The organism is Deltaproteobacteria bacterium (genome assembly GCA_003696105.1).
Classification (GTDB): Bacteria; Myxococcota_A; Polyangia; order Haliangiales; family J016; genus J016.
The window spans coordinates 1-8,881 of the sequence record RFGE01000252.1 but is presented as its reverse complement, the minus strand read 5'-3'; the positions used below and the strand labels follow the sequence as shown (position 1 = coordinate 8,881).

Sequence of the window (8,881 nt, the reverse complement as noted above, 5' to 3'; positions counted from 1 at the left end):
GACAGCTACCGCCGCCGCTGGCGCCCCGGCGCCGCCGACGCCAACCGCACACCCCGTCCCCGCAGGAGGTCCTAACCCGTTATCCACAACCTGTGCTACCTCACCTGCGCCGTTCCTCGGACCACCCCGGGGTCATGATCGTGAGAATTCGTGGGTCATGATCGTGAGAAGTGACATTCGCACGCTGCTGCGGGAGTTCGAGGACTACAAGACCTCGACGACGCGCAAGATCAAGCAGTTCCGCACCGAGGCGGTCTGCGCCGGGTTCAAGCACTGCTACGACGAGCAGGACGACTAGACCATCGCCGACGTCGCGAAAAAGCTCACGTACCCAGGTCATCCAGGAGGATGAGAAGCTGCTCATGTACTACGATGTCGCGACCATGCGGCTGGGAGGAGACGTATGAGCCTCACCCGAATCAAGCTCGAGCGCTTCACCGCCTTCGAGCAGCTCGACGTGGAGCTGTCGCCCGGCATCAACATCTTCATCGGTGAGAACGGCACCGGAAAGACCCACCTGCTCAAGGTGGCCTACGCCGCCTGCGACATCACCAAGACCAAGGCCAGCTTCGCGGCCAAGCTGATCCGCACCTTCCTCCCGTACCAACGCCGCATTGGGCGACTCGTCCATCGCACGGGCAAAAGCAGCCGGGCAGCGGTCGAGATCTACCGGGGAGGCACGAAGCTCCGAATCTCGTTCAGTAACCACGCCACGGAGCCGAGCTCGGCACGCATCACCGGCAAGGATGGCTGGACGGCGGCCGAGATCGAGTCGGCCTACATCCCGGTGAAGGAGATGCTCGCGAACGCGCCCGGCTTTCTGTCGCTGTACGAGCTGCGCGAGATCGAGTTTGAGGAGATCTACCGGGACATCATCCTGCGAGCCTTCCGCGACATCCTGCGCGGGCCGCACAACGATTGGCGCCGCAACCTCCTGCGGATCATTCAGACGGACATCCAGGGCAAGGTCATCCGCAAGGAGGAGACGTTCTTCCTGCGGAACAAGCAGGGCAACCTCGAGTTCACGCTGCTCGCCGAGGGGATGCGCAAGCTCGCGCTGCTCTGGCTGCTGATCCAGAACGGCACCTTGCTCGACGGCTCGGTGCTGTTTTGGGACGAGCCCGAAGCCAACCTCAACCCGAAGAAGATGGGCACGCTGGTCGAGATCCTGCTGGAGCTGCAGCGCATGGGCGTGCAGATCCTGCTCGCGACCCACGACTACGTGCTGCTCAAGGAGTTTGACCTGCGGATGAAGGCAGGTGACCGGGTTCGCTTCCACTCCCTGTATCGGGACGACCACGGCACGGTCAGGCACCATGCGACCGAAGACTTTCTGCACATGCACCCCAACGCCATATCCGGCACGTTCGCCGATCTCTACGAGCGTGACGTCCAGCGGGCTCTGGAGTCGAAGTGACCATGGCGACGGTGCGTGAAGGGCGCATGGAGCTGAGGTTCCCGGGCTCGGCCCGGGTGGAGCGGCTGGACCAGCGGGGCACCCCGCTCCCTTACGGCATGGCGCTCGTGGACTTCGTCGTCGAAGAGGCATCGAGATCACTTCTGATCGAGGTCAAAGATCCTGAAGGGGCGCCGGACCCGTACCGGGAGGAGGAGCTGAGGAGTTTTCGCAAGAAGATGAAGGGCAACGGGCTGATCCACAATGAGCTCGTTCCCAAGGCCAGGGACAGCTACACCTTCCTGCATCTGATGAAGCGGGATGGGAAGCGTTTCATCCTTGTCTGCCTTCTCGGCGTCGGGAGCCCGGATCCAGCGCTTCTCGGAGACTTCAAGAACAGGTTGCTGGCACGTCTTCGGCAGGAGACCACGACGGCGTGGGCTCGGCAGTACGTCAAGGACTGCGTGGTCGTCACACCGGCGACGTGGGCGAGCGTGTTTCCCAACTACCCGCTCAACGTGGCCTGACATGAACCTCGGCGACTGGATTTGGCTCCCCGCGACTCGGAAGGTCGGCCAGGTCGTCACCCAGAGCCGCCTGTGGGGCACCGAGGTCGTCGACGTGTGGCTGCCCGCGTAGGGCGCGACGGTCCGCGTCATCGTGGACCCAGTCGAAAGCCTGGAGCGGTCCGCGGGCCATGTCCGGCGACTGCGTCACCTACTTGCTCGCCGACGAGGTTGGGCTGGGCAACACCATCGAGGCGGGGCTGATCCTGCGCGAGCTGACGATCCGCGGCCGGGTCCGCCGCGTCCTCTTCGTCGCGCCGACCGGGCTCGTCATACAGTGGGTCAGCGAGATGCGCACCCACTTCCAGGAGGACTTCCGGCTCCTCCTCCCGGGGGACTTCTTGTGTGGCGCCAGATGGCCGCCGTCGACGAGGGCGAGAACCTGAGGCGTTTGCACGACCAGGTGGTGTGCCCGCTCGACTCCGTGAAGCCCTCGACGGTCGGCGCAGAGGGACCCACGGGGAGGTGCGCCCGTGCCGCGTCGAGGATGCGGCCGGGGCGGAGCCTGCGGGCGGCCATCCCGACGGGTTGCTTTTTTCTTGACTTTGGTTTTGAAAATCAATATTGATTTGTCCGTGGCCCGCGATGACGAAGTTCGCTGCGCGTGCGGACGCCTGCTGGCGCGCCGCGCTGGCGCCGGCGTGGAGCTCAAGTGCCCGCGCTGCCGGCGCACGGCCGTCGTGACCCTCGAGGATCTCCGCGACGCGCCCCGCGAAGTCCGGCTGCGTCCATCGCCACGGAGGCCGCCGACCGAGTAACCCCGCCCGCACGGCACCGCGGCCCGCGATCCCGAATCCAGAGCCCGCCGGCGCACGGACCGCCGCACCGCATCGAGATTCGGAGATATCGCATGCCCAACTGCAACGAGCCGTGGCCTCCACCACCGCACGATCCGCGCGAGCGCGTCGAGGTCACGCGCGTGGGGGCGTGGATCGTGCGCCAGCTCCCGCCGACGCACCCGCGCCGGCTCCACATGCCGCCGGGCTTCGCCGCGGTGCAACTGTGGCACCCGGCGCGCCGGGTGTCGCTGCTGTTGCCCGCCGGGATCACCGGCCACGCCTACGAGCTGTTCGCGTGCGGCCGCCCCTACGCATGGGTCAAGGACGTCGACCAACTCGCCGCTGTCGCCGCGCGCGGGTTCGGCGTCTTGCCGCCGTCGCCCGACCAGATCCGCGCGCTGCAGCGGATGTTCTGCGCGCCGCGCGCCGCGGCGGTGGAGGCGCGATGATCGCGAGTGTCCCGCGCGGGCCTTCGAGCCTGTCCTCCGCGCGCCCGGCCAGGCGCGTCCCGTGTCGGAGGTCCGCGCGGGGGCTCTGCTTGCGCTCGCTGGCGTTAGCCGCGGCGCTGGCGGCGACGGTGGCTGGCGCCGAGATCTCGCACGCCGGCGCCGGCTCCGACGGCGGCGCGGATCGCGCCGGCGCGGGCGCCGCGGGCGACACCGACGACCCGAGCGCCGCCGACGCCGACCTCCTCGACGGCGAGGTGATCGTCGTGACGGGCTCGCGCACCGAGCACCCACTCGCCGCCACGACGACGGCGACCGACGTGATCACCCGCGATCAGATCGAGGCTTCCGGCGCCGAGAACGTCGCCGACCTGCTCGCGCATCACCCCGGGCTCGACGTGTTCCGGTCGTTTCGCGGCGCGGCGGTGCGCGTACAGGGGCTCGCGCCCGACTACGTGCTCGTGCTCGTCGACGGCGAGCGCGCGATCGGCCGCGTCGGCGGCGCGATCGATCTCGAGCGGTTCGCGGTCGAGGACATCGAACGCATCGAGATCGTCAAGGGCCCGGCGTCGGCGCTGTACGGCTCCGACGCGATCGGCGGTGTCATCCAGATCATCACGCGGAGCGCGGCGTCTCCGGTGGAGGCGACCGTCCACGCCGCCGCCGGCACCGGCGGCTCGCTCGACGCCAGCGCCCGACTCGCCGGCACCGCCGGCCCGTGGCGCGGCCGGATCAGCGCCGGCTGGCACCGCGCCGACGCGTTCGACCGCGCGCCGGCCGATCCGGCGACCACCGGCAGCGCCTACGACGACGCGCACGTCGCGGCGCGGACGTCGGTCGCCGCAACGTCGGAGGTGACGCTCGCCGCGCGGGGCGACTACGACCTCCGCGACCGCCGCGGCGTCGACGCCAGCGCGTCCGGCGCCGTGTTCGACCGAACGACGCGCACCGAGATCGCGACGGCCAGCCTCCGCGCCACGTGGCGGCCGGCGCCCCTGGTGCGCGTGACCGCTGCCGCGTCCTACGCGCACCTGCGCGACCAGTACCTGTCGGACCAGCGCGGCTCCGACGCCCTCGACCAGTTCGAGCGCACCCGCGAGGCGCTCGCCGAGATCGACGTGCAGGTCGACGCCGTCGTCGCCGACCGCCATGCCGTGACCGTCGGCGCCGAGGCGTCGACCGAGTCGCTGTTCTCGCCGCGCCTGCGCGACGACGGTCGCCGTCGACGGCTCGGTGTGTTCGCCCAGGACGAGTGGTTCGCCAGCGCCGAGCCCCACGTGGCGGTGGTGCCCGGCGTGCGGGTCGACGTCGACTCGCAGTTCGGCACCCACGCGACGCCCAAGCTCGCGGCGCGCTGGGACGTGACCGAACGCTGGGTTGCGCGCGCGAGCTACGGGTGGGGGTTTCGCGCGCCGAGTTTCAAGCAGTTGCTGCTGCGGTTCGAGAACCCGAGCGCCGGCTACCGCGTCGACGGCAACCCAGACCTCGAGCCCGAGACGTCGCGCACCGTCGACGCCGGCGTCGAGGCGCGGCTGTCGCGCCGGCTGTGGCTGGCCGCGGCGGCATTTCACACCGACCTGCACGACATGATCGCCACCGACGTCGCACCCGACAGCGGCGCCGACGGCACGCGCCGGTTTCACTACGTCAACATCGCCTCGGCGCGCACGCGCGGCGCCGAGCTTCGCGCGCGCCTCCGGCAGGGCCCGGCGACCGTCGCGCTGGCGTACGCGTGGCTCGACACTCTCGACCGGAAGGCGGATCGCGCGCTGCCCGGCCGCGCCGCGCACCGGCTGTCCGGCGAGATCGACGTCCACCTCGCGCGCTGGCGCACCCGGGTGACCGCCCGCGGCAGCCTCGTCGGGGCGCGGACGTTCTACGCCGACGACATGCCGATCGCCGCCGACCCCTACGTCGATCTCGACGTCCGCGTTCGCGTCCGCATCACCGACGCCCTCGATCTGTTCGCCGGCGTCGCCAACGCGCTCGACGCCGGCGACGCCGACCTGGTGCCGATACCACCTCGCCGCCTATACGCCGGGCTGACCGGCCGCTACTCGCTGAGCGACACGACGCGAAAGGAGATCCCATGACCGCCGGCGAGGCTTGCCAACGCCAGCTGTTGGCTCACTTGCCCGGCTACCGCGTGGAGCTGTGTTCGTGTGGCGCCGTTCACGTGCACGCCGGGCCGGTGACCGTACGTATGACTCGCGAAGATTACGAGACGTTCGCGACCGTGGTCGCGACGGCAATGGCCAACCTTGCACAGCAATCCGAGCGACCGAAGCGCCCCGCGCTGCGGCTCGTCGACGACGAGCGCGAACGGCGGGCGCCGTGACGCGCGGTCACACCAACAACGAAAGGACGACGACCATGCCTGTCTACCTGCGCAATCCGATCACGACCGCCCTCGTCGCCGCGGGCCTCGCGGTGGCCGGGTGCGCCGACGACATCGGCCCCGATCCATCCGCTGGCGCGGACGCCGGAACCGGCACCGACGCCGACGTCCCCGGACGGATCGCCCACACCGACAACGGCGACGGCACGACGACCACCCGCGTCGACGCGAGCCGCGAGGGTGTGTGGGTGTACCTGGACCTCGAGACGAAAGCCGAGGTCGATCCGGCGACACCCGACGACAGCGACGACTGGGATCTGGCGTTTCAGCGCTTCAAGATCAAGTCCAACGGCGGCGCGAGCGGCACCGGCGGCGTCGAGGTCGCGGTGCTCCCGGACGCCGACTTCGACGCGTTGTCGCGGGCGCCGGAGGTCGGGTACATCGTCGACGCGCCGGACTCCGACGACGACGACGAGGACCCGGACACCGCGTTTTTGGGCGGCGACGGCTGGTACGACTACGATCCGTCGAGCCACACCCTGAGCCCGCGCGACATCGTCTACGTGGTCCGCACCGTCGAGGGCGGCTACTTCAAGCTGCAGATGCTCGACTACTACGACGACGCGGGAACGTCGGGGTTTCCGACGTTCCGCTGGGGCCCGGTCGAGCCGCCGGCCGGATCGCCGCCCGAGCCGCTCGTGGTGGACGCATCGGACGGCTCGGCCTGGGTCTACGTGAGCTTGCGCCTCGGCGCGATCGTCGCGATCGACGACCCGGGCGCGAGCACCGACTGGGACCTCGGCGTCTCGCGCACGAAGCTGCGAACCAACAGCGGCACCAGCGGCCCCGGCGCCGGCGGCGCCGTCGACACCGGCGCCACGGCGATCGAAGACGTCGCGTCGGCGCCCACCGACGGCTACGAGATAGACACCATGCTGCCGCTGCCCGGCCCGCCTGGATCCGGCGAGTTCTCCGGCAACCCCGTGCTCAACGGGTGGTACGACTACGATCCGACCACGCACACCACGACGCCGAAAGCGGCCGTATACGTCGTGCGAACTGCCGACGGCGGGTTCGCCAAGCTCCAGATCGCCGACTACGCTGACGGAGTGCTCACCGTGCGGTGGGCCTACGCCGGCGCCGGCAGCACCGAGTTCTGACCGCCGATCGGCGCAGGAGGCATCCGTGAACACGTGCATCCCCACCCGATTGCCCACGGTCGCGCGGCAGCGGGCCGCGCTCGTCGCGCTCGCCGCCGCGGCGGCCGCGTGCACGTCCACGCGGGCCGTGGCCCCCAGCGCACGCCCGCCGGCGGTGCAGCGGACCGAGCCCGCGGTGGCGTTCCTCGTCGTCGCGCCCGATCGCGGCTTCCTCGGCAACGAGGAGGTCCGCGACGCCGTCGCAAAGCTCGAGCGCGAGCACCCCTCGGAGGTCGTGTTCGTCACCGACGAGCGCACCCGCGCGCAGATCGACGCCGCGCTCGCGCGGCTTCGGCAGCGCGGCGCGACGCGAATGATCGTCCTGCCGCTGTTCATCACCGAGGCGCATCCGCGCTGGGCGCTCGCGCGCGCGTTGCTCCGCGACACCGCCCCGGACGCCCGCGTCGCGCGCCGGTTCGGCGCCAGCTATCTCGCCGTCGAAGCGCTGGCCGATCAGCTCCGTCGGATCGACGCTCCCGCCGGCCGCCGCGTCGTCGTCGTCGGCTACGGCGCCACGGACGAAGCGTCGCGCGAGCGCATGACCGACGAGCTCGAGCGACTCGCGCGGACCGCCGCCGTGGGCTTCGGCTTCGCGGACGTCCGCGCGGTCGTCTGGCACGAGGTGTCCGGCGTCGGCCACTCGGAGGCCGATCCGATCGAGGCCGGCAGCCGCGCTCGGCTGCGCGACGCGGTATCCGGCGGAAAGCGCCCGGTCGTGGTCCCGTTTCACCTCGGCAAGAAGCTCGACGGCATGATGACGTTCGACGCCGTGCTGAGGCGCGAGCTCCCCGACGGCGTCGATCTCGCCGGCGCCGGGGTCACGCCGCACCCGGCCGTGAGCCTGTGGCTACGGCGCGAGGCAAACCGCGCAACGCTGACCGCCGACGACATCGGCGTCGTTGTGCTCGCGCACGGATCGGACTTTGACTGGAACGAGACCATGCGCGCGGCGCTGGCCGACGTCACCGCGCGCTACCCGACGGAGTTTGCGTTCTGCATGGCCGATCAGCCGATCGTCGAGCGCGCGATCCGCCGGCTCGAAGCGCGCGGCGCGCGCGGCATCGTGATCGTGCGAGTGTTCGGCATGGCGTCGAGCTTCCGCGCCACCGTCGAGCGCATGATCGGGCTCGACGTCGAGGACGACCGCGCCGCCGCGCGCTCCAGCCACGGCCACGATGCGGCGACCGGCCACGGCAGCCACGGCCACGGCCACGCGGCGGCGACCGGCCACGGCCGCGCAGCGGCGACCGGCCACGGCGGCCACGTCCCCGCCGCGCGAGCGGCGTCGCCGCCGCCGAGGATCCGCAGCGCGGCGCTGATCACGACGGTCGGCGGGCTGGAGGACCATCCGCTGTTCGCCAAGGCGCTGGCCGAGCGAGCGCGCGAGCTGTCGCGCGACCCGGCACGCGAGACGATCATCCTCGTGGCTCACGGCGCCGGCGACGACGCGCGCAACGAACACTGGGTCGCGGTGCTCGAGTCTCTCGCGCGCCAGATGCGCGACAACGGGGCCGGCGCGTTCCGCGCCGTCGAGGTCGGGACCTGGCGCGAGGACTGGCCGGGCAAGCGCGAGCCCTGGGTCGCGCGGATCCGGGCGCTCGTGCGCGCGGCGTCGGCCGCCGGCGGGCGTGCGATCGTCGTTCCGGCGCGCACCAACGGGCGCGGGCCGGCGCGCGAGCTACTGGCCGGGCTCGAGTTCGATCTCGGTCACGGGTTCGCGCCACACCCGCTGTTCGCGCGCTGGGTCGAGGAGCAGATCCGCGAGGGGCGCGCTCGGTTGTTGGGCGCTACCAGCGGGTCCATCTCGTCCTTGGACATGACCCGCAAAGTCGCCGGCAGCCGGTCGAGCACAACCGATCGCGCCGGCGCGCCGTAGCCGGCGACGTCGAGCGCGTCTTCCTGATCCACGGGTCTTCCGTCCGCGGGCGGCTCACCACGGCCGCCCGCACCGTCCTGCGCGGTGGTGACCGGATCGGCTCGAGGTCGTCGCCGCCGGGTGCTCGCACCGGCGGCACGACATAACGGGGCGGCCCGCGGCGTGCGGGTTCCGCGGGGCCCCGCCGCGCGGCACGCGACAGCCCGCGCCGCGGCTGGCCGGACACGGCGGCGCGGGTTCGCGGCCGGTGGCGACCTGTACGCCGGCACACCGACCGGGGG

7 protein-coding genes are annotated in these 8,881 nt (G+C 71.3%); all 7 read left to right on the top strand.

The window, feature by feature from the left end:
- Positions 1-403 precede the first annotated feature (403 nt).
- The 7 genes from D6689_16100 (at position 404) to D6689_16070 (ending at position 8,600) form a co-directional block, all read left to right on the top strand.
- Complete coding sequence (locus tag D6689_16100; protein ID RMH39590.1) at positions 404-1,417, top strand: AAA family ATPase; 1,014 nt, start codon at positions 404-406, stop codon at positions 1,415-1,417.
- 2 nt (positions 1,418-1,419) lie between these two features.
- Complete coding sequence (locus tag D6689_16095) at positions 1,420-1,923, top strand: hypothetical protein (GenBank protein RMH39589.1); 504 nt, start codon at positions 1,420-1,422, stop codon at positions 1,921-1,923.
- A 170-nt stretch (positions 1,924-2,093) separates the two neighbouring features.
- Entirely contained in the window at positions 2,094-2,348 is a 255-nt protein-coding gene (locus D6689_16090; protein ID RMH39588.1) for a hypothetical protein, read from the top strand.
- Between the two features lie 165 nt (positions 2,349-2,513).
- A complete protein-coding gene (locus tag D6689_16085; protein RMH39587.1) occupies positions 2,514-2,720 on the top strand; it encodes a Com family DNA-binding transcriptional regulator in 207 nt (68 codons plus the stop codon).
- A 334-nt stretch (positions 2,721-3,054) separates the two neighbouring features.
- Positions 3,055-5,280 (top strand): TonB-dependent receptor, encoded by a 2,226-nt coding sequence (locus D6689_16080; protein ID RMH39586.1) that lies wholly within the window; start codon positions 3,055-3,057, stop codon positions 5,278-5,280.
- A gap of 280 nt (positions 5,281-5,560) precedes the next feature.
- On the top strand, positions 5,561-6,685 hold the full coding sequence (locus D6689_16075) for a hypothetical protein (GenBank protein RMH39585.1): 1,125 nt from the start codon (positions 5,561-5,563) through the stop codon (positions 6,683-6,685).
- A 25-nt stretch (positions 6,686-6,710) separates the two neighbouring features.
- Entirely contained in the window at positions 6,711-8,600 is a 1,890-nt protein-coding gene (locus D6689_16070; GenBank protein RMH39584.1) for a cobalamin biosynthesis protein CbiX, read from the top strand.
- The last annotated feature ends 281 nt before the right edge of the window (positions 8,601-8,881 follow it).

Bases quoted from the DNA above. Each gene is read 5' to 3' on its own strand.
- D6689_16100 (RMH39590.1), top strand. From the start codon at position 404: ATGAGCCTCACCCGAATCAAGCTCGAGCGCTTCACCGCCTTCGAGCAG.
- D6689_16095 (RMH39589.1), top strand. From the start codon at position 1,420: ATGGCGACGGTGCGTGAAGGGCGCATGGAGCTGAGGTTCCCGGGCTCG.
- D6689_16090 (RMH39588.1), top strand. From the start codon at position 2,094: ATGTCCGGCGACTGCGTCACCTACTTGCTCGCCGACGAGGTTGGGCTG.
- D6689_16080 (RMH39586.1), top strand. From the start codon at position 3,055: ATGGGTCAAGGACGTCGACCAACTCGCCGCTGTCGCCGCGCGCGGGTT.
- D6689_16075 (RMH39585.1), top strand. From the start codon at position 5,561: ATGCCTGTCTACCTGCGCAATCCGATCACGACCGCCCTCGTCGCCGCG.